At 53.8% G+C, this 19,937-nt stretch carries 18 protein-coding genes and 1 pseudogene; 12 read left to right on the forward strand and 7 right to left on the reverse strand.

Annotated elements, in window-relative coordinates:
* Positions 1-78: 78 nt before the first annotated feature.
* On the reverse strand, positions 79-1,830 hold the full coding sequence (gene ggt, locus BM205_RS13900; RefSeq protein ID WP_092415477.1) for a gamma-glutamyltransferase: 1,752 nt from the start codon (positions 1,828-1,830) through the stop codon (positions 79-81).
* Between the two features lie 414 nt (positions 1,831-2,244).
* Here ggt and recA point away from each other — a divergent pair, with 414 nt between their 5' ends.
* From recA to BM205_RS13945, 9 genes and pseudogenes are all read left to right on the forward strand, one after another.
* Positions 2,245-3,375 carry a recombinase RecA gene (gene recA / locus BM205_RS13905; protein WP_092415396.1) on the forward strand — a complete coding sequence of 377 codons (1,131 nt, stop codon included), beginning with the start codon at positions 2,245-2,247 and terminating at the stop codon, positions 3,373-3,375.
* Between the two features lie 152 nt (positions 3,376-3,527).
* A complete protein-coding gene (gene recX, locus BM205_RS13910; RefSeq protein WP_092415398.1) occupies positions 3,528-3,986 on the forward strand; it encodes a recombination regulator RecX in 459 nt (152 codons plus the stop codon).
* A gap of 187 nt (positions 3,987-4,173) precedes the next feature.
* Entirely contained in the window at positions 4,174-4,782 is a 609-nt protein-coding gene (locus BM205_RS13915) for a DUF2889 domain-containing protein (RefSeq protein ID WP_092415400.1), read from the forward strand.
* A gap of 28 nt (positions 4,783-4,810) precedes the next feature.
* Positions 4,811-5,983, forward strand: a pseudogene (gene sucC / locus BM205_RS13920) (ADP-forming succinate--CoA ligase subunit beta); the annotation flags it as partial.
* 20 nt (positions 5,984-6,003) lie between these two features.
* Positions 6,004-6,885: a succinate--CoA ligase subunit alpha gene (gene sucD / locus BM205_RS13925; RefSeq protein ID WP_014007776.1), complete on the forward strand. Its 882-nt coding sequence runs from the start codon at positions 6,004-6,006 to the stop codon at positions 6,883-6,885.
* Positions 6,886-7,263: 378 nt separating this feature from the next.
* Complete coding sequence (locus BM205_RS13930) at positions 7,264-8,028, forward strand: Stp1/IreP family PP2C-type Ser/Thr phosphatase (protein ID WP_092415404.1); 765 nt, start codon at positions 7,264-7,266, stop codon at positions 8,026-8,028.
* Positions 8,029-8,249: 221 nt separating this feature from the next.
* Positions 8,250-8,852, forward strand: a complete 603-nt coding sequence (locus tag BM205_RS13935) for an FHA domain-containing protein (protein WP_092415406.1) — start codon at positions 8,250-8,252, stop codon at positions 8,850-8,852.
* A gap of 413 nt (positions 8,853-9,265) precedes the next feature.
* Positions 9,266-9,709 (forward strand): pilin, encoded by a 444-nt coding sequence (locus BM205_RS13940; protein WP_305763957.1) that lies wholly within the window; start codon positions 9,266-9,268, stop codon positions 9,707-9,709.
* A 120-nt stretch (positions 9,710-9,829) separates the two neighbouring features.
* Complete coding sequence (locus tag BM205_RS13945) at positions 9,830-11,311, forward strand: O-antigen ligase family protein (protein ID WP_139227270.1); 1,482 nt, start codon at positions 9,830-9,832, stop codon at positions 11,309-11,311.
* Between the two features lie 21 nt (positions 11,312-11,332).
* Here BM205_RS13945 and moaC read toward each other — a convergent pair whose 3' ends face one another.
* Complete coding sequence (gene moaC / locus BM205_RS13950; protein WP_092415410.1) at positions 11,333-11,833, reverse strand: cyclic pyranopterin monophosphate synthase MoaC; 501 nt, start codon at positions 11,831-11,833, stop codon at positions 11,333-11,335.
* Between the two features lie 132 nt (positions 11,834-11,965).
* On the opposite strand from moaC, the gene BM205_RS13955 reads away from it, so the two are divergent.
* On the forward strand, positions 11,966-13,471 hold the full coding sequence (locus BM205_RS13955; RefSeq protein WP_092415412.1) for a M48 family metalloprotease: 1,506 nt from the start codon (positions 11,966-11,968) through the stop codon (positions 13,469-13,471).
* Between the two features lie 90 nt (positions 13,472-13,561).
* On the opposite strand, the gene BM205_RS13960 is transcribed toward BM205_RS13955, so the two are convergent.
* From BM205_RS13960 to BM205_RS13980, 5 genes are all read right to left on the reverse strand, one after another.
* Positions 13,562-14,158: a DUF2946 family protein gene (locus BM205_RS13960; protein WP_092415414.1), complete on the reverse strand. Its 597-nt coding sequence runs from the start codon at positions 14,156-14,158 to the stop codon at positions 13,562-13,564.
* Position 14,159: 1 nt separating this feature from the next.
* Positions 14,160-15,131 carry a YheT family hydrolase gene (locus BM205_RS13965; RefSeq protein WP_092415416.1) on the reverse strand — a complete coding sequence of 324 codons (972 nt, stop codon included), beginning with the start codon at positions 15,129-15,131 and terminating at the stop codon, positions 14,160-14,162.
* Between the two features lie 41 nt (positions 15,132-15,172).
* Complete coding sequence (locus tag BM205_RS13970; RefSeq protein ID WP_092415418.1) at positions 15,173-15,604, reverse strand: YybH family protein; 432 nt, start codon at positions 15,602-15,604, stop codon at positions 15,173-15,175.
* Positions 15,605-15,689: 85 nt separating this feature from the next.
* Positions 15,690-15,893, reverse strand: coding sequence for a zinc-finger domain-containing protein (locus BM205_RS13975; RefSeq protein ID WP_092415420.1), 204 nt, complete (start codon positions 15,891-15,893; stop codon positions 15,690-15,692).
* A 64-nt stretch (positions 15,894-15,957) separates the two neighbouring features.
* Positions 15,958-16,884 (reverse strand): branched-chain amino acid transaminase, encoded by a 927-nt coding sequence (locus tag BM205_RS13980; RefSeq protein WP_092415422.1) that lies wholly within the window; start codon positions 16,882-16,884, stop codon positions 15,958-15,960.
* Between the two features lie 283 nt (positions 16,885-17,167).
* Between BM205_RS13980 and BM205_RS13985 the strand changes: the two genes are divergently transcribed.
* Entirely contained in the window at positions 17,168-18,358 is a 1,191-nt protein-coding gene (locus BM205_RS13985) for a phosphoglycerate kinase (protein WP_092415424.1), read from the forward strand.
* Positions 18,359-18,429: 71 nt separating this feature from the next.
* On the forward strand, positions 18,430-19,863 hold the full coding sequence (gene pyk / locus BM205_RS13990; protein ID WP_092415426.1) for a pyruvate kinase: 1,434 nt from the start codon (positions 18,430-18,432) through the stop codon (positions 19,861-19,863).
* Positions 19,864-19,937: the final 74 nt, after the last annotated feature.

Consider the following 19,937-nt stretch of genomic DNA (forward strand, 5'->3'; position numbering starts at 1 on the left):
TGACGAAAAAAAAGATGGGTGCAAAGCACCCATCTTCATACTCATCTTTCGATCCGACCGGTAATCCTGTGAAGCGGTTTAATAACCGATCGCAGCACCGGCAGGACGACGTGTATCGTTTGCGCCGTAATAATAGCCCGGGCGAACGATACCTGAGACACCAGCATCGTTACCGGAGCTGGCGCCACTCACGCCGGCGGCGCCTGGCAAGCCGATCATGATCAGTTCAGCCGCGCCCCAAGGGGTTTGTTCCTTCATCTTGTAGCCCATGCCATCCAGGATTTTCAGCGTATCTGGCGACAGGCCGCGGGTTTCGTAATACACCTCGTCCGGCAGCCATTGATGATGGACGCGTGGCGCGTCGACCGCTTCTTGCGGCGCCATGCCGTAGTCGATCACGTTCAAGGCTGTTTCCAGCGTGATGGTGATGATCCGCGAACCGCCCGGGGAGCCTAGCACCATATAAGTCTTGCCATCCTTGGTCACCAGGGTAGGCGCCATCGACGACAGCGGACGCTTGCCCGGTGCGATCGAATTGGTGGCGCCTTGCACCAGGCCGAACAGGTTTTGCACGCCGGCCTTGACGGTGAAGTCGTCCATCTCATCGTTCAGGAAGAAGCCAGTGCCCGGAGCAATCACCACAGCGCCGAAGCGGCCGTTGATTGTATAAGTAGTGGAAACCGCATTACCGTCCTTGTCGACGATCGAGTAATGGGTGGTTTCAGGCTTTTCATGCGGCGCCATGCCCGGTTGTACTTCTACCGAAGGTGTAGCTTTGTCGGCGCTGATTTTTGCACGAATCGAAGCCGCATATTCCTTGCTCATCAAACGCTCAAGCGGATTTTTGACAAACGCCGGATCGCCGAGGAACGTGTTGCGGTCCATATAGGAGTGGCGCATGGCTTCGGTCATATAGTGTACCGAAGCAGCAGAATGGAAGCCCAATCCCTTCATGTCGTAACCCTCAAGAATGTTGAGGATCTGGCACATGGTGGCGCCACCGGAGCTAGGTGGCGGTGCGGAGACGAACACATAACCGCGATAGGTACACGACAGCGGGGCGCTTTCGCTGATCTTGTAGCTGGCGAAATCGGCTGCGGTGATAATCCCGCCGCCAGCCTTGGACGCGCGTTCCACTGCTGCCGGAATCGCGCCTTTATAGAAAGCATCGGGACCGTTGCGCGAGATGGCTTCCAGCGTCTTGGCCAGATCCTTCTGCACCAGGCGGTCGCCTGGCTGCAATGGCGTGCCGTCGCGGCGCAGGAACAGGCGTGCCGATTCAGGATCTTTCTTGAACTGGGCGATGGTGGTGTCGAGGATGTCAGTGTCGCCGCGGTTCAGGATATAACCGTCGCGCGCCAGCTTGATCGCCGGTTGCATCACTTGCGCGCGGGTCAGCTTGCCGTATTTGCGTTGCGCGGTATCGAGGCCAAGTACTGTGCCTGGCACGCCTGCGGCCAGATAACCAAACAAGCTGGCGTTGGTGATCGCCTTGCCGGCGGAATCCAGGTACATATTGGCGCTAGCCGCAGCCGGCGCTGTTTCGCGGAAATTGATGAAGGTATCGCGGCCATCGGCCAGGTGGATCGTCATGAAACCGCCGCCGCCGATATTGCCGCAGCAAGGATTCACTACCGCTTGCGCGTAACCTACCGCTACCGCTGCATCGATCGCGTTGCCGCCCATCTTGAGAATGTCGACACCGACTTGCGATGCCAGATGCTGGGAAGTCACGACCATGCCGTTTTTGGCTTCGACCGCAGGCGCGGATGCTGCCTGCACCGTACCCAGCAAGCCTAGCAGCAATATCGATGCTGCTAACGGTTTCATCAAATATGTAATACGCATACCTTCTCCCTATTATTAGTGGGCAAGCCGCTTGCCCCTGCCTTTGAATATGACGCATTGCACGATAGCGAACCGGCTACCGGCACAAATGAAATGCGCGACAATTATTGCATTCTCTCGCGCACCCGGCATGCTTTTTACTTTGCCCGATGACGATATGCGTATTAAGCATAAAATGCGCCCGGTACATTCAATCGGATTCACATAAGTTCGCACCTAAAACGTGATTACGCGCGACAGATTTTCGAAGGTACGGATTCCGGACAGCGATTTCTGCACATACAATACGCCACATGTTTTTAGAAAAATACGACAGTGCTTGCATAAATCACTGTTTTTTTATACAGTGCTACCTGAAGTCTCGAATATCTCACTACTTTTGTCGAAAGAGCAACCATGGACGATAAAAAATCCGCAGCCAACCCGGATAAAAGCAAGGCCCTTGCCGCGGCCTTGGCGCAGATTGAAAAGCAGTTCGGCAAAGGTTCGGTCATGCGGATGGACGACGGCGCCGTGGTCGAAGAAGTGCAGGTTGTCTCGACCGGTTCGCTCGGTCTCGATATCGCACTCGGCGTCGGCGGTTTGCCACGCGGCCGGGTAGTTGAAATCTACGGTCCTGAATCGTCGGGCAAAACCACGCTGACACTGCAAACCATCGCTGAAATGCAAAAACTGGGCGGCACCTGCGCGTTTATCGATGCAGAGCATGCACTGGATGTCGGTTATGCACAGAAATTGGGCATCAACCTGTCCGAACTGCTGATCTCGCAACCGGATACCGGCGAACAAGCGCTGGAAATCACCGATGCGCTGGTGCGTTCCGGCGGCGTCGACCTGATCGTGATCGACTCGGTTGCAGCGCTGACCCCACGCGCTGAAATCGAAGGCGACATGGGCGATTCACTGCCAGGTTTGCAAGCGCGTCTGATGTCGCAGGCACTGCGCAAACTGACCGGCAGCATCAACCGTACCAACACGCTGGTGATTTTCATTAACCAGATCCGTATGAAGATCGGCGTCATGTTCGGCAATCCGGAAACGACTACCGGCGGTAACGCGTTGAAATTCTACGCTTCGGTGCGTTTGGATATCCGCCGTACCGGTTCGATCAAGTCGGGCGATGAAGTCATCGGTAACGAAACCAAAGTCAAAGTCGTCAAGAACAAAATCGCGCCGCCATTCAAGGAAGCGCACTTCGATATCCTGTATGGCGAAGGCACATCACGCGAAGGTGAAATCCTCGATCTCGGCTCCGACGCCAAGATCGTTGAAAAGTCCGGTGCCTGGTATAGCTATAATGGCGAACGCATCGGCCAGGGTAAGGACAATGCTCGTACATACCTGAAAGAGCGGCCAGAGCTGGCGCGCGAAATCGAAAATAAAGTACGTGCTTCACTGGGCGTGCCTGAATTGGGCGCGATCAAAGCGGACGGTGGCGATAAAGCTGACAAGGCTGCTGCCAAGGCTAATAAAGCTGCTGCTGCTGCTGCTGCCGCGGCAGCCAAGGCTGAAGAGCCGGCGGTTTAATATTTCGCTAATGCCTCGCTTTTAGCGATCTGGCCGACCCGCTTCGGCAAGCGCCTTTCATACAACTCCGCCAAACGGATTGTTGAAAGGCGTTTTTGTTTTAAATCGGTGTGTATCGGCATGTGGAAGTATCTGGATTACGGGAAGCCGCCATGGCAAAGCTGCAAATCAGTCTGAAAGGCAGGGCGCTGCGTTATCTGTCGGCACGTGAACACAGCCGCATGGAGCTGGCGCGCAAGCTTGCGCGTTATGCACAGGAAGGCGACGACATCGAAGCCTTGCTCGATACGCTGGAAGCAGCAAAACTCTTGTCCCAGTCGCGCTTTTCCGAATCCCTGATTCATCGGCGCGCCCATCGTTACGGCAACAGCCGCATTCTCTCCGAACTGCAAAGTCACGGCATTGATGCCGAGTCACTGGTGAATATCAAGGCCGACCTGGCCGACGGTGAAATCGCTCGTGCGCGTGAAGTCTGGCGCAAGAAATTCAATCAGCCAGCGGCAGACGCCTCCGAGCGCGCCAAGCAAATGCGGTTCTTGCTGCAGCGTGGTTTTTCTCATCGCGCCATACAAGCGGCGGTGAAGGGCGGCAGCGATGACGATGATTGCTGAGACGGGAAAGCGTGCAGCTTTATACTGACGGATTCAGCACTGGCGGTGTTCGATAGCTATTTTGCATTTGTCGATCAAAATCGCTAAGCCGCGCAAGCTGTGCTACACTTTTGGGGTTTTTTGCAAACCGCAGGAGCGGCAGTTACCATAGAAACTGTGGTAACGACACGCAAATCAATCCATCATTATGTCTCTGACAACCTCCATTTCCCGCCGAGCGTTAAAGCACACCCGCGCGATTCACATCGAAGCGTTTGTACGCGATGACGACCTATGGGAAATCGACGCGCATGTTACCGATACCAAACCTTTCGATCTTTCTTTGCCGTCCGGCAATTTGCTGGCAGGCCAGCCGTTGCACAGCCTGTGGCTGAGGCTGACGCTCGATCGTCAGTTCGTCATCGTTGACGTCGAGGCAAATTCTGAAGCAGTGCCCTATAGCGGCTATTGCAATACCATCGCACCTGATTACAAAAAATTGATCGGCTTGAGCCTGGTCAAGGGCTTTCGCCATACTCTGAGAGAGAATATCGGCGGCACGCTCGGCTGCACGCATTTGACCGAGTTGGCGCAGATATTGCCGACGGCGGCATTGCAGGCTTTCGGCCACGAGATAGATCCAGATCGAAATCGAGATCGCCAGGGCGATCCGGCAGCGGAGCAAAAGAAGCCGGCCCAGCTTGATCGTTGTCATGCATTACGTAGTGATGGCGCAGTTGTCGCCAAATATTATCCGAAGTGGGCAATCAGCCCTCCAGAAGCAGTTGACTCCCAATCTATTTATCCAACCAAGTAATTTCATTTAATTAAGTGTCAGAAGGGAAGCTCGTATGAAGATCCATGAGTATCAGGGTAAAGAAATTCTCCGCCAGTTCGGAGTAACAACACCGCGTGGCATCCCGTGCCTGAACGTCGATGACGCGGTCAAGGCAGCTGAAACCTTAGGCGGTTCGGTTTGGGTCGTAAAAGCCCAGATCCACGCTGGTGGTCGCGGCAAGGGCGGCGGCGTTAAAGTTGCTAAATCGCTGGAGCAAGTGCGTGAATACGCCACCCAGATCCTGGGCATGCAACTGGTTACGCATCAAACCGGACCAGAAGGCCAAAAAGTACGTCGCCTGCTGATCGAAGAAGGCGCTGACATCAAGCAAGAACTGTACGTAAGTATGGTTACCGACCGTGTCAGCCAACGTGTGGTGCTGATGGCATCCAGCGAAGGCGGCATGGACATCGAAGAAGTGGCTGCCAGCCACCCTGAGAAAATTCATCAAGTCGTCATCGATCCGGCTACCGGCCTGACTGACGCTGAAGCAGACAGCATCTCGACCAAGATCGGCGTACCTGCCGGTTCTATCGCAGATGCACGCAAGCAATTGCAAGGTCTGTACAAAGCATACTGGGATACCGATTCGTCGCTGGCTGAAATCAACCCGCTGATCGTTACCGGTTCCGGCAAGGTTATCGCACTGGACGCCAAGTTCAATTTCGACGCCAATGCGCTGTACCGTCATCCTGAAATCGTCGCTTACCGCGATCTGGACGAAGAAGATCCAGCTGAAATCGAAGCTTCCAAGTTCGACCTGGCTTACATCTCGCTCGACGGCAATATCGGCTGCCTGGTAAATGGCGCCGGTCTGGCCATGGCTACCATGGACACCATCAAGCTGTTCGGCGGCGAACCTGCCAACTTCCTCGACGTCGGCGGTGGCGCCACGACTGAGAAAGTCACTGAAGCCTTCAAGATCATGTTGAAAAACCCAGGCCTGAAAGCCATCCTGGTCAACATTTTCGGCGGCATCATGCGTTGCGACGTTATCGCCGAAGGCGTGATCGCAGCATCCAAGGCCGTATCGCTGCAAGTACCGCTGGTCGTCCGCATGAAGGGCACCAACGAAGAAATCGGCAAGAAATTGCTGGCTGAATCCGGCCTGCCGATCATCTCGGCGGAAAGCATGGAAGACGCGGCGCAGAAGGTTGTTGCTGCGGCCAACGGTAAATAAGTAAATAACTAGGAACAGATATGTCGATCCTGATCAACAAAGACACTAAAGTCGTCACCCAAGGCATTACCGGCAAGACCGGTCAATTCCACACCCGCGGCTGCCGCGATTATGCAAACGGCAAGAACGCGTTTGTCGCTGGCGTCAACCCGAAAAAAGCCGGCGAAGATTTCGAAGGCATCCCGATTTTCGCTAACGTTTCCGAAGCAAAGGCCGCCACCGGAGCCAACGTATCGGTTATCTACGTACCGCCTGCAGGCGCTGCTGCTGCAATCTGGGAAGCCGTCGAAGCTGAACTCGACCTGGCCATCTGCATCACCGAAGGCATCCCGGTACGCGATATGCTGGCATTGAAAGACCGCATGGCAAAAGCCGGCAGCAAGACTTTGCTGCTAGGACCGAACTGCCCAGGTCTGATCACGCCAGACGAAATCAAGATCGGCATCATGCCAGGCCATATCCACAAGAAGGGCCGTATCGGCGTGGTTTCGCGCTCCGGTACCCTGACTTATGAAGCAGTCGGTCAATTGACAGCACTGGGCCTGGGCCAATCGTCGGCAGTCGGTATCGGCGGCGATCCGATCAACGGCTTGAAGCACATCGACATCATGAAGATGTTCAACGACGATCCTGATACCGACGCGGTCATCATGATCGGCGAAATCGGCGGTCCGGACGAAGCCAATGCCGCTTACTGGATCAAGGACAACATGAAGAAGCCGGTTGTCAGCTTCATCGCCGGCGTTACTGCTCCTCCGGGCAAGCGCATGGGCCATGCAGGCGCCTTGATTTCGGGCGGTGCAGATACTGCGCAAGCCAAGTTGGACATCATGGAAGCGTGTGGCATCACCGTGACCAAGAATCCATCGGAAATGGCACGCTTGCTGAAGGCGATGCTGTAATAGTTGCTGAATAGCAGGAGCGTAGGGTGGGCATGAATGCCCACGCGTTACCGTGATGTACGGAATGCAGACTTAGGCGATATCGAAGTAAGTATCTGCGTGGTGTCGGTTCACGCGTGAGCATAATTGCCCACCCTACAGAGTAATCGCCTGCATGCAGGATCAAACAAAAAGGGAGCTTCGGCTCCCTTTTTTATCGCCCTGCGCAATCAGCGCTTGATAGCCAGTGTCGCATCCTGAAGCAAGGCTATCGCCGGCTTTACAATTTGTCTTGCCGTCCCCCGCATAACCAAGGAAAATACTTGTAACAAGGCAAGGGCCTGATCTGTAACCAGTTCCGTAACCATCCTTTCACCGATCATCTTAAAGTCTCGACATATGCCGCTTGAGTTTGCCGCCAAAACGGATATTGGTATGGTGCGAGTACAAAACGAAGACACCGTCGTCGTCGACGATGTCTTGCAGCTGGCGATTCTGGCCGACGGCATGGGCGGTTACAACGCCGGTGAAGTCGCCAGCAGCATCGCTACCGTCGCCATCCAGGAAGAAATCGAAAGCCAGTTGCAGGAATACCGCCGCCTGCAAAAGCCGGAAGCCGAGCTGCCGACTCGCATGTGGCTGATGCAAGCCGTGCGCCAGGCCAACAGCACCATCATCAATGCCGCCCGCCGCGAGCCGGAATACCGCGGCATGGGCACTACGCTGGTGGTCGCATGGTTCGCGCCGGAAGGCAGCGTCAGCATCGCCCATGTCGGCGATTCGCGCGCCTATCGCATCCGCGACGGCTTGCTGGAACAACTGACGCGCGACCACTCCCTCCTGCAAGAACAGATCGATGCCGGCCTGATCCGCGCCGAAGACGCGCAGTTTGCGATGAACCGCAACATTGTCACGCGTGCTGTCGGTATCGACTATCAGCTGGTGGTGGAAGTGCATCAGCACGAAGTAAAAGCCGGCGATCTCTACCTGCTGTGCTCCGATGGTTTGTCGGATCGCATCGGCGATTCGGATATCGACAATATCGTCAGCGATGCCCAGGGCGACCTGAAGATGGCATGCACCATGCTTATCAATGCTGCCAACCTGGCAGGGGGCCAGGATAATGTGTCGGTGATACTGATCCAGGTGCCGGAGAACGAATAAACCTGCGACGGCAAGCGTTACAAGCGAGTTCGCAATATAAATCCCGAAATTTGCGTATCATTGCCCCGAAACAACATTAAACTGGGGCCTGTGGAAGTGTGCAAAACCGGATGTTCGAGCAGCGCCAATATGAATAACTGCACCAATGATTGCGGATGTCGGCGGATCTGCAGTATGGTTTTAAATTAACTTACAGACAGCGTTTCCCAAGAGAGATAGGAATGGCGAAGATCATCCTGACCAAAGGCGGCACCGTAATACAAGAGATGACGCTCACCAAAGAGCGCACCACCATCGGCCGCCGCGCCCACAATGACATGGTCATTGATAACCTCGCCATCAGCGGTGAGCATGCGGTCATCATTACTATCTACAACGATTCGTTTCTGGAAGACCTCAACAGTACTAATGGCACCCAGGTCAACGGGCATCCGGTTACCAAGCATTTTTTGCAACATAACGATGTGATCCAGATGGCCAGGTACAAGTTGTTGTATCAGGTTGATACGGATGAGGAAATCAAGGATAACCGGCCGAAGATGTTCCCGGTGCCGCGGCCGGATGCAACTATTACCGTGTTGGATGGGCCTAGTGCGGGTAAGGAAATGTTGTTGACTAAGGTGTTGACTACTATTGGCCGGCCTGGCATTCAGGTGGCTATTGTCACACGTCGGCCGCATGGTTACGAGTTGACCCATGTCGAGGGGCAGACTTATACCAGAGTCAATGACACGCCGTTGAGTGCCGGTGCGCGGGCGCTCAAGGATGAGGACGTGATTGATATTGCGGGGACTCAGATGAAATTTTCTTGGAAGAGCGCTTAATTAGTTGCAAAATTGGTACGTGGCGTTTTTTTATTACTTTTTTAGCGCTAATTGTTACGACGCGCACCTTGTCCATGTCACAACGAAATGCCTCCGTGACGTGGTATTACCTCCTCGGATTTAAGCTCAAAGCCAATGTTATTCGCCCTGGTAATCGCTGAAACTGGGCGTGCCTTGCCGTATTTCATATCTCAGCGGTTGTATATAAACCAGGTATCGGATTAAGTCGTCAACGACGAATGTTCATAGTTTCTTTGTGACAAACTTTGTCAGCTTCGCATCGAAATTCTGCCAAATTTCCTCACTTTTTCTGGCTTGAGCCTTTGAAAACCAGCGATTTTCCACTGGCACAGACATTGCTGTATATCCCGTGTAGTGAAGCGAAGCACCCTTTTTATTAACAGGAGAAACAAATGAAATCGATGAAAATGATTAAACGTGCTCAGCGCGGCTTTACCCTGATCGAATTGATGATCGTTGTGGCGATTATTGGTATTTTGGCTGCGATCGCATTGCCTGCTTATCAGGATTATACGACTCGTGCAAAGATGAGCGAAGTTGTGGTTATGGGTGAGCCAGCCAAGTTAGCTGTTGCTGAAACAAGTTCTTCAGTTGGTGGTCTGGCAAGCTTTACTGCCACGAAGAGTGGGTATGCTTTCCCGGGCGCAACGAAATTTGTTTCGGGTGTCACTATTGCTGACAGCGGAGTTGTGTCTATTGTTTCCACCGTTCCAACTGCAACAGGAACACTGACATTGACTCCAACGGACGTCGGTAGTGGTCAGTTGACTTGGGTATGCGGATCAGCAGATATTGCAGCTAAGTTCTTGCCTGCAAATTGCCGCCCAGGTACCTGATACTGCGTTATAGAAAAAATGGAAGCCGCCTTCATGGCGGCTTTTTATTTTTTTAAATTCGCAAAATATATAAGACCAGAATAATGAAAATTGTTATTGATATGATGTCAGGGTGCTAAATTGGAGAGCAACAGGTTACGTGAAATTTTTGACGGTCTTGAGGTAAAACAATATCCAATAACTCTTCTGTTATGTATTTTCATTATATTAAATTGCGTATTTTCTTTCTCTAATTTTATAAATACAGGTAGTCATGATGATCAGCGATTATTGCAAATAATATTAATATTAATTTCTACTGCGGCAATAGTTTTATATAAAATCCCATTAAAAATAATCCAGCTGTCATGGCTAAGATTGTTTGTTTTTTTATTTTTCTTATTAGGAATAGTGTCGGGTATTGGCGCACTTTCGCTACGATTTGCATTTTATGAAGTTGCATCGCTATTTTTTTTGAGCGTGCTTAGTTTATATATAGCAAATGAGGTATCCAAGAGGGGCTTCAGATCAATAAATTGGATTCTAATGATTTGCGCTGTAGGATGCATGTTATACGCGTTCAGATTTCTCACCGTATACATTGCGGTGTTAGTTCTTGGAATTCAACCTGATGTTATGAACCTGGTTCCAGGTTTTAGCAACTACCGTTTTTTAAATCATACCCAAACCATTGCTTTACCACTTTTAATATTATATTTTTTGCTGGAAAAAAAGGAAACTAAAGCGAGTTTGATGCACATGATTTTTGTGGGATTTTGGTGGTCGCTGCTATTCATGACTGGTGGACGCGGAACAATTGTTGGGCTCTTGGCTGGAGCTGGCATAGCTTATATGGTGCAACCAAAATACGCGATAACTTTTTGCAAAGGGATGTTGACGACGGGCATGGTAGGGGTAGTTATATATGCTATTTTATTTATGCTGGTGCCTTTTCTAGTCGGCTTACATCCATTCGGAGTTTTTTTTCAGTTAGCACAACGCTCGATTGAGGATCCAACGTCCGGAAGATTGCTGTTGTGGCAAAGAGCCCTTGAACTAATTTTTTCGAATCCATGGGTTGGTGTCGGACCTATGCATTTTGCACACTACGGTGCCGATATAAATAATGGGGCACACCCTCATAATTTAATTTTGCAAATTGGTGCTGAATGGGGCGTACCTGCTTTACTGTGTTTATGCATTGCAATCAGCATTGGAATGAGAAATTTATTTCGAGCGGTATACATGATTTCTGCAAGTGATATACGAAATCAAACAATATTTTCTGCTTGGATCGTTATTGGTGTTGCAATTTTAGTGGATAGCCAATTTTCTGGACTGGTGGTTATGCCTTTCAGCCAACTGCTTATCGTACTTTATGTAGGCTGTGCAATGGGATGGTCTAGATCAATCTCTGATAACGAAATTTCTCAAAAAGTATCGCCATCATGGTCGAGATGGTTATTCCAAAGTTTCTTAATCTTAATATCGGTATGTGGAATACTCTATGGGGCTTTACCAAAAATGGACATATTATTCGGATTAAAGACTGAGCTAACGAGGGAATCTTTAAGTCATCCAAGAGCATTACATCCCCGAATTTGGACTGACGGCAATTTTTGACGTTCGAGAAGGTGTCTCGATTCACAAATCTGCGTTCCAATCTCCCGACTTGCCGCCATGCTTTTCCATCACCCGCACAGCGGTAATCACCATCCCCCGGTCCACCGCCTTGCACATGTCATAGATCGTCAGTAAGCCAATCTGCACTGCAGTCAGCGCTTCCATCTCCACCCCGGTCTTGCCAACCGTTTCCGCCTGCGCGATACAGCTAATGCTGGCGTCGCTTTCATCAACACTGAAATCAACCGTAACCCGCGTCAGCGCCAGCGGATGGCACAGCGGAATCAAATCGCTGGTCCGTTTGGTGGCCATGATGGCAGCGATACGGGCGATGCCTAACACGTCGCCCTTTTTTGCAGTACCGGATTGGATCAGCGCCAACGTCTCAGCTTTCATACGGATACAACCGCTGGCAACAGCAATACGGTGTGTGTCGTCTTTATTACCAACATCAACCATATGGGCCTGGCCGGTCTGGTCAAAGTGGGTCAGTGTGGTGCTTGCTGGAATTTTGTTAGTCATGATGGCATTTTCTTTAGATGATGCAGTGAATCGCTAATTGAATTTTTCTGAGCGGCCACTGCATGCTGAAGGTGGAACAATTGTCCTCTGTTAGTATCATAGCATCGTGATTTTGACACTATCCAGTACTCAATGAATCGATTATCGCCATCTCCACGACAATTGCTGCTTGCCGCGCTCATCAGCGCCTGCTGCGCATTGCCGACGGCGTCGATATTGGCAGCGCAAAACCTGCCAACCTTGGGCGATACCTCGCGCGGTTCGCTATCGCCAATAATGGAACGCAAGCTTGGCGAAGAAATCATGCACGATATCCGGCGCGATCCTGATTACATGAACGACGCGCCATTGCTGGAATACTTGAACAACTTCGGCTTGACCCTGGTCGCAGCGCGGCCGGAAGTACGGGGCGAAGCCGGGTTCGATTTTTTCTTCTTTGCGGTGCGCGATCCTGTCTTGAATGCGTTTGCGTTGCCGGGTGGCTTCATCGGCGTCCACTCCGGACTGTTATTGGCGGCGCAGAGCGAATCGGAACTGGCTTCAGTGCTGGCGCATGAAATCGGCCACGTGGCGCAGCGGCATATCGCGCGCATGGTGGGTAGCCAGAAGCAGGATTCGATGATCGCCCTGGCTTCCATGTTGCTGGGGGCATTGGCGATGCGTGGTAGCGGCGACGCTGGCGCGGCGGTGATGATGGGCGGTACCGGCCTGGCGATGCAACGGCAGTTGAATTTCAGCCGCGATGCCGAGCGCGAGGCGGATCGTATCGGGTTGTCGATTCTGGATGCGGGCGGCTTTGAGACCAGCGGTATGGTGGCTTTTTTCGGGCGCTTGCAAACTGCTTCCCGCAATTATTCGGATGTGGTTCCGCCGTATCTGCTGACGCATCCGCTGACCGCCGAACGGATTGCCGACATAGAGGCGCGGATCCGTGAGCAGCGTTATCGGCAGCGTGCCGATAGCCTGGATTTTCAATTGATTCGGGCGCGCGTGCGGGTGCTGCAGGATGATACCGAGCAGGGGCGGCGTGATGCTCAGGTCGTATTTGATACGCAGCTATTACAAAATACGAAGCAGCAAATTGTTGCGGCTAAATATGGCATGGCTTTCCTGGCGTTCAGGCAGGGGGCTTATGACAAGGCTGAGGATTTGCTGCGGCAGGCGGTGGCGGCGGCATTGCCGGCGAAGCAGAACCTGGTGCTGACGGATCTTGGCGTGGAGATCATGTTGGCTACGGATCGCGAGAGTGAGGCGTTGAAGCTGGTGCAGCAGGCGCAGCTGCAGTATCCGTTGTCGCGTGGATTGGCGCATCAGTATGCCCGGGTGTTGATTGCTGGTAAGCGGTTAGACGACGCTGAAAAATGTCTGCGTGAGCAGGCGCAGTTGTATCGGCAGGATGCGGATGTGCAGGATTTGCTGGCTAAGGTTTATTCGGCGCAGGGGAAGCGGGCGTTGCAGCATATGGCTTTGGCGGAGTCTTATGTGTTGACGGGGAGCGTGCCGGCGGCGTTGGATCAGTTGCGGATTGCGCGTAACTCGGCGGATGCGGGGTTTTATGATCAGTCTATGATCGATGCGCGGGAGAGGGAGTTGCAGGAGCGGTGGAAGGAGGAGTTGAAGGCTTCTAAGGAGCGTTAGTGCTGGGGTGTTTGCTCCGTGGTCCGTTAAGTAGGGTCAGAGTCAAGTTTCGCGATAAAGCCTGCGAAAGTTGACTCTGACCCTATTTAACTATTTCTGGCGAGGTTTTTGAGTAAAGCCAAAGCGGGTTGGGATGTTTTCTGTGGCTATGGGTTCGACTGTTAGTGCTGCTCCGGCTTTTTGCCATGTCAGGGTTTGACTCTTTGACGGGTTTGCCATCCATTCCAGTAGTGCTTCATCGCTAGCGATTTTTCCATCTATGCATAGGTCGGCCAGGCATTGCGCCAGGTCGCGATCGTCGATTGCGACTACCTGGTTTGGGCCGATCAGTAGTAGCCGGCCTTGCTCGGTCAGCATGACCGATTCGATTGCCGTCATCGGCTCGCCGGTTTGCAGGACAAAACCTTGGAGCGGATCTGTATGGGCGATGTAGGGTGTCAACTCCAGGTCGACATAGACTCGTTGCGGGCCGTTCTGGAAGTACCAGCAGCCTTGTTCGTCCGCGCCGTAATTGCGGTTGATAAAACCGACCAGCGCTGTGTGCATGATCTTGTCGCCGGGCAGGTTCTGGCGCTGGGTCTGTTCATCGCGCATGCGCCAGGCGCCGCGCGCGTCTAGTCCCAGCCAGCCGTGGCAATGGGGGACGTTGGGCCATTTCTGCATGGCTTGGGCTACGACTTGATCCATTTTAACTACCTTGCAAAAAACGCAGCATGCGCTGCGGCAGCCAATCGAGGCGACCGGGCGGACCGCCGACGGCGAATCCTACGTGACCGCCTTGATCGGGATATTCGAGGGTGACGCTGGCGGCGGCCTTGGGCGGCAAATGCTGCGGCGGCAGGAACGGGTCGTTGCGGGCGTTGAGTACTAGCGTCGGCACTGTGATGTCGTTGATTACCAGCTTGGCGCTGGCGCGATGCCAGTAATCGTCGGTGTCGCGGAAACCGTGCAGGGGTGCGGTGACGATGTTGTCGAACTCGTACAGGTCGCGCGCGCTCAGCATTTTTTCGCGATCGAACAGGCGCGGGAATTGTTGCAGCTTGTCGAGCGACTTGCTTTTCATCGTGCGCAGGAACGAGCGGGTGTAGACCATGTTGAAACCATGCGACAAGGCGGCGCCACCGCCGGCCAGATCGAGCGGCGCGGAAATGGCGCAGGCGGCGTCGATGATTTCTGCCTGGTGCTGGGATTCGCCGAGCCAGCGCAGCAGCGCGTTGCCGCCAAGTGAAACGCCGGTCGCATAGAATTTTCCGAATTGCCGGGTAGTACGGCTGGCCACCAGGCGGCGCAGTATCCAGTCGACTTCTTCGGCGTCGCCGGAGTGGTAAAAACGCGGTGCCTGGTTGATTTCACCGGAACAGCCGCGGAAGTGCGGGACCGCACCGGACCAGCCGAGCGTTGCCAGTTGAGCCATCAGGGCGCGGCTGTAGTGGCTTGCGGAAGAACCTTCCAGGCCGTGAAACAGCACCACCAGTGGTTGCCCTGGCTGGCCGTCGACAAAATCGATATCGATGAAATCGCCGTCCGGCGTATCCCAGCGTTCGCGTCTGTAGGCGACCGCCGGTTTGCTGATGCAGGTGGCCGGGTAAATGGTTTGCAGGTGGCCGCCGGGCAGCCAAAGCGGTGCAGGGTAGGAACTGAGTGAGACGGAAGCAGGCATACTATTTTCTATGTCGGAGCTGTGTAATCTATTCAATCTGTTCAATGCAAGGTAGTGCTGGATGCGGTTTCTTCCGGCGCTGCGCCTGGCGCCACGGAGGCGTGATGCAGCACGATACGCCAGCCGCGTGGCGTCTTCATATAGATATTGGTCGCCAGGATATGCATCTCGCGATCGGACTCGCTGGCTTGGTGCAGCTCTTCCACCAGGTTATGAATGCTGGTCGACAGATTATGCGTCACATGTAGCTGACGCACACGGATATGCACGCCGCCGCGTTCGAACAAGCTTTCGAAAGCTGCCCGGATCGCCGCATGTCCATGCAGCCTGGTGGCATTCGGATGGATGCAGACGATTTCGTCGTCATCGGCCCATAGCGTCATCATTGCCTCGATATCGGCTCGGCTCATGGCGTCGTAAAAAGCGGTCTCGGTTTCTTCGGCTGAACCGTGCATGAATTTGGCATGTGGCATAGGGGCTCCGTGTTCAAACAGTTTGATCGGCTATCGCAATGCTTTTCCGTCATTAAAAAAGGGAGCCGAGCTCCCTTTGTGTTGATTAGTGTCCTGCGACTACTGCACCCGGTTTCAACCGGTATTGCGTGCCGCAGTAAGGGCATTTGGCGCTGCCGCTGCTGTCGAGATTCAGGAACACGCGGGGATGCGACGACCAGACCGGCATCAGCGGGTTAGGGCAATGCGCCGGCAAATCCTTGCCGTCGAGTTCAACCGGGGTTTGAATCTTAGTTGCTGCTGTATTCATTTGCTTCTCCAAATTTGCTTTTGCTTAATTTTTGTTTAACTTGTATTGAGGCTGGCTTGCCGGTTTATTTCCCAACCACGGTAAGCCAGTGCTGATATTTGGGCGATTTGCCTGCCACCACATCGAAAAACATCGACTGCAGTTTTTCCGTGATCGGACCGCGCTTGCCTGCGCCTATGGTGCGATTGTCGAGTTCGCGGATCGGCGTGATTTCTGCTGCAGTGCCGGTAAAAAAGGCTTCATCGCTGCAATATACTTCGTCGCGGGTGATGCGTTTTTCGATGACTTCGATGCCGCTGTCGCGCGCCATGGTCAGCACTGCATCGCGGGTGATGCCGTCCAGGCAGGAAGCCAGGTCAGGCGTATAGATCTTGCCGTTGCGGACGATAAACACGTTTTCGCCGGAGCCTTCCGAGACGTAGCCGTCGGTATCCAGCAGCAAAGCCTCGTCATAACCGTCAGTCAATGCTTCCTGGTTAGCCAGGATCGAGTTGATGTAATAACCGCTGGCTTTGGCGCGCACCAGCGATACATTGACGTGGTGGCGGCTGAATGATGATGTCTTGACGCGTATCCCTTTGGCCAGTCCGTCTTCACCCAGATAGGCACCCCAAGGCCAGGCGGCAATCGCGACGTGGATGGTGTTGCCTTTGGCGGCAATGCCGAGTTTTTCTGAACCGATCCAGACCAGCGGCCGCATATAGCAGGATTCCAGCTTGTTTTCGCGCACCACCTCGATTTGTGCATCGATCAGGGTTTGCAGGTCGTAAGGCACGTGCATCTGGAAAATCTTGGCCGAATTCAGCAGGCGCTGGGTGTGTTCCTTCAAGCGGAAAATCGCTGGACCTTTGTCTGTCTCATAGGCGCGCACGCCTTCGAAAACCGCCATGCCGTAGTGCAGCGAATGCGTCAGGACGTGGATATTGGCTTCGCGCCAGTCAATCAGTTTGCCATCTTTCCAAATCTTGCCGTCGCGGTCATCCATGGACATGTTCAAATCTCCGATAAATAATAAGAAGTTGCTGGAAAATTGCTTAATCTGCAATTATTTGTAGTTGCGGCCAAGCGTTCATGATTCACGACGCGCTCACTACGGATATTTGGCAGATTCTCAGGTATAAAGTGACATTTTAACGGATTCGATGAGGCCTACTCTGTAGAATATTGGTTTCGGAATGTGACTTTTGAGTACCGCTATGTGCGCAAAACCGTGTTTCGACAGAGGCTGCTGGAGTAAAATAGCGGCTTTTCCTCACTAATATTGCCTGATCGACATGAAATTCAATCGACTAAGCGACTTGATCGCGCAACACCAGCTGCAAGGCAAGCGCGTGTTCATCCGCGCCGACCTCAATGTACCGCAAGATGCCGCGGGCAATATTACTGAAGATACGCGTGTGCGCGCTTCGGTGCCGGCGATTCGCCAGGCACTCGATGCGGGTGCGGCGGTGATGGTGACTTCACACCTGGGACGTCCGACCGAAGGCGAATTCAAGCCGGAAGATTCGCTGGCGCCTATCGCCAAACGTCTGGCGGAATTGCTGGGCCAGCCGGTTGAGCTGCGTCAAAACTGGACCGACGGCGTGGAAGTGACGCCGGGCCAGGTGGTGTTGCTGGAAAATTGCCGTGTCAACAAGGGCGAGAAAAAGAATAGCGACGAGCTGGCGCAAAAGATCGCCAAGCTCTGCGATATTTACGTCAACGACGCTTTCGGTACCGCGCACCGGGCCGAAGCCACCACCCACGGCATCGCCAAATTTGCGCCGATTGCCTGTGCCGGCCCTTTGCTGGCCGCTGAACTGGATGCCTTGGGCAAAGCCCTGAACCAGCCGGCGCGGCCGCTGGTGGCGATCGTCGCCGGCTCGAAAGTGTCGAGCAAGCTGACTATATTGAAAGCGCTGGCCGACAAGGTCGATAATCTGATCGTCGGCGGCGGTATTGCCAATACCTTCTTGCTGGCAAGCGGCCTGAAAATCGGTAAGTCATTGGCGGAACCAGATCTGGTGGAAGAAGCCAAAGCTATTATCGAGATGATGGCCAAACGTGGCGCCTCGGTACCGATTCCGGTGGATGTGGTGTGCGCCAAGGAATTTTCGCCAACCGCAACTGCGCAGATCAAGGATGTCGCCGATGTTGCTGACGACGACCTGATCCTGGACATCGGCCCGAAGACTGCAGCGATACTGGCAGCGCAAATCGGCCAGGCCGGTACCGTGGTCTGGAATGGCCCGGTCGGCGTGTTCGAATTCGACCAGTTCGGCGAAGGTACTAAAACCCTGGCGTTGGCGATTGCCAATTCCAAGGCTTTCTCGATTGCCGGTGGCGGCGATACGCTGGCGGCAATTGCCAAATACGAGATTACCGACAAGATCGGCTATATCTCCACTGGCGGCGGCGCTTTCCTGGAATTTTTGGAGGGCAAGACTTTGCCGGCGGTTGAGATTTTGTTGCAGCGCGCAGCTTAGTGTAATCGGACAGCTGGTTGGTCCCGACCAACTGTCCCGGTGTTTGTTCATGATGTACTGAAAGGTTGTCCATGCAAAGAGCTACCAAGATCGTCGCCACTATCGGACCTGCATCCAGCGATGCCGACACACTGGCGCGGATGTTCGTCGCCGGGGTCGATGTGGTGCGACTGAATTTCTCGCATGGCAAGGCGCAGGACCATATCGATCGCGCCAGGCTGGTGCGTGAAGTGGCTGCGGCCTGCGGCAAGCAAGTCGCGATCATGGCCGATTTGCAAGGGCCGAAGATCCGGGTCGGCAAGTTCGAACAAGGCAAGATCGAGTTGAAGAATGGCGAAAAATTCATTCTCGACGCCGATTGCGCCATGGGCAGCCAGGAACGTGTCGGCCTCGACTACAAAGCCTTGCCGCGTGACCTGAAACCGGCTGACGTATTGTTGCTTAACGATGGTTTGATCGTGTTGATTGTCGAAAGAATCCTCGGCAATGAAATTCATACGATCGTCAAGATCGGCGGCGAACTGTCCAACAACAAGGGCATCAATCGCCAGGGCGGCGGCTTGACCGCGCCGGCGCTGACTTCCAAGGACATGGACGACATCAAGACCGCCATGAGTTTCCAGGCCGACTACGTTGCAGTGTCGTTCCCGAAGAACGCGACCGATATGGAAATGGCGCGGCAATTATGCAATGTGGCCGGTGAAGCTTACGATCACAAGCCGATGATGATCGCCAAGATCGAACGCGCCGAAGCGATCCCGGTATTGCAAGAAATTCTCGACGCCTCCGACGGCATCATGGTTGCCCGCGGCGACCTGGCAGTGGAAGTCGGCAATGCCGCCGTACCGGCGCTGCAAAAGCGTATGATCAAGATGGCGCGCGTTTCCAACAAACTGGCGATCACCGCGACCCAGATGATGGAATCGATGATCGTCAATGCGGTGCCGACCCGGGCCGAAGTGTCCGACGTCGCCAACGCCGTGCTAGATGGCACCGACGCCGTGATGACTTCCGCTGAAACCGCTTCCGGTAAATATCCGGTAGAGACGGTGGAAGCGATGTCGGCGATTTGCCTGGAAGCCGAGAAATCGGAAGATTGCAAGCTCGATGCCGATTTCCTGAATGTCCGTTTCACCCGCGTCGACCAGTCGATTGCCTACGGCGCCTTGTTTACCGCTCACCATTTGCGCGTCAAGGCAATTGCCGCGTTGACCGAGTCTGGTTCTACTGCGCTGTGGATGAGTCGCCACAACATCGATATCCCTATTTTTGCTATCACCCCGAGCGTCGCCACCCAGCGCAAAGCTGCGTTGTACCGTAACGTGCAGACTTTCGAGCTGGCCAAATCGACCGACCGCGAAGCGGTGTTGATGGCCGCGCAGAATTTGTTGCTGGCCAAGGGCGCGGTGCAGCTGGGCGATCTGGTGGTGGTGACATGGGGTGAGCCGATGGGACAAATCGGCGGTACCAACGCGCTCAAGATCATGAAGATCGGCGAGTATTGAATTCGTTGGAACAGAATCGGTGCGCTGCAGGCTAGTAATAACAATGCAACGCTTGAACGCTGTTCCACAACAAG

It is taken from the genome of Collimonas sp. OK307, from assembly GCF_900113705.1.
Taxonomy (GTDB): Bacteria; Pseudomonadota; Gammaproteobacteria; order Burkholderiales; family Burkholderiaceae_D; genus Collimonas.